The sequence below is a fragment of the Pseudomonas silensiensis genome, from assembly GCF_050434865.1.
Lineage (GTDB): Bacteria > Pseudomonadota > Gammaproteobacteria > Pseudomonadales > Pseudomonadaceae > Aquipseudomonas > Aquipseudomonas fluorescens_W.
In genome coordinates this window covers 1-1,235 of sequence record NZ_JBNDJH010000055.1, presented here as the reverse complement: position 1 = coordinate 1,235, position 1,235 = coordinate 1, and the positions used below count along the sequence as shown (strand labels likewise).

Genomic DNA, 1,235 nt, shown 5'->3' with positions numbered 1-1,235 from the left:
TGTAGTGGTCTAATGAAACCGGACACCCATTTAGGCGAGAATGCTCGCCAGATCGAGGTGTCAGATGACCAAACAACGCCGCTCCTTTACTCCTGAATTCAAGCGCGAGGCTGCCGACCTCGTGCTCAAACAAAACTACAGCTACATCGAAGCCAGCCGTTCACTCGGCATTGGTGAGTCAGCATTGCGCCGCTGGGTTGACCAGATTCAGAAAGAACATAAAGGCATCACCCCGCAGAGCAAGGCGCTGACGCCGGAACAGCAAAAAATTCAGGAGCTGGAGGCCCGGATCGCTCGGCTTGAGCGAGAGAAATCCATATTAAAAAAGGCTACCGCGCTCTTGATGTCGGAAGATCACGAGCGTTCGCGCTGATTGACCAGTTGAGTGCCCATGAACCGGTTGATTGGCTGTGCAAGGTGTTGGACGTCACTCGCTCGTGTTACTACGCCCAGCGCCTGCGGCGCCGCACGCCCGATGTTGAACGGCTTCGATTACGTAGTCGCGTCAGTGAGCTGTTCTCGCAAAGTCGCAGCTCTGCGGGCAGTCGCAGCATTCTGTCGCTGATGCGTGAAGACGGTGAGCAGATCGGTCGATTCAAAGTGCGCAGCTTGATGCGCGAGCTTGATTTAGTCAGCAAACAACCCGGCTCCCATGCCTACAAACGAGCAACAGTAGAAAGACTGGATATCCCGAACACATTGAACCGCGAGTTCGACGTGCCAGCGCCCAATCAAGTCTGGTGCGGCGATATCACCTACATTTGGGCGCAAGGAAAGTGGCATTACCTGGCTGTTGTCCTGGATCTTTGTACGCGTCGGATCGTGGGCTGGGCGCTGTCGGAAAAGCCAGATGCTGAGCTGGTGATCAAAGCGCTGGATATGGCTTACGAGCAGCGTGGCAGGCCTTCGGATCTGCTATTCCACTCGGACCAGGGATCGCAATATGCAAGCCGACTCTTTCGCCAGCGGTTGTGGCGATACCGCATGCGCCAGAGCATGAGTCGACGAGGAAACTGCTGGGATAACGCACCGATGGAACGCGTATTTCGCAGCTTGAAAACAGAATGGATACCGACCGTGGGCTATCGAACTGCGCAGGAAGCAAAGCGCGATATCAGCCATTTTTTGATGCATCGTTACAACTGGATTCGGCCTCATCAATTCAACGATGGGTTGGCACCAGCGCAGGCCGAGGAAAAACTTAACGTCGTGTCCGGGATTAGTTGACCACTACA

The 1,235-nt window shown here is 54.7% G+C and carries 1 protein-coding gene; it reads left to right on the top strand.

Annotated elements, in window-relative coordinates:
- The first annotated feature begins 64 nt into the window (after window positions 1-64).
- Window positions 65-1,227, top strand: a protein-coding gene (locus tag QF010_RS33985) for an IS3 family transposase (RefSeq protein ID WP_429509521.1) whose coding sequence is annotated in 2 segments (ribosomal slippage) — window positions 65-320 and window positions 320-1,227 — 1,164 coding nt in all. Because the reading frame shifts where the segments join, the coding sequence is not laid out codon by codon here.
- The last annotated feature ends 8 nt before the right edge of the window (window positions 1,228-1,235 follow it).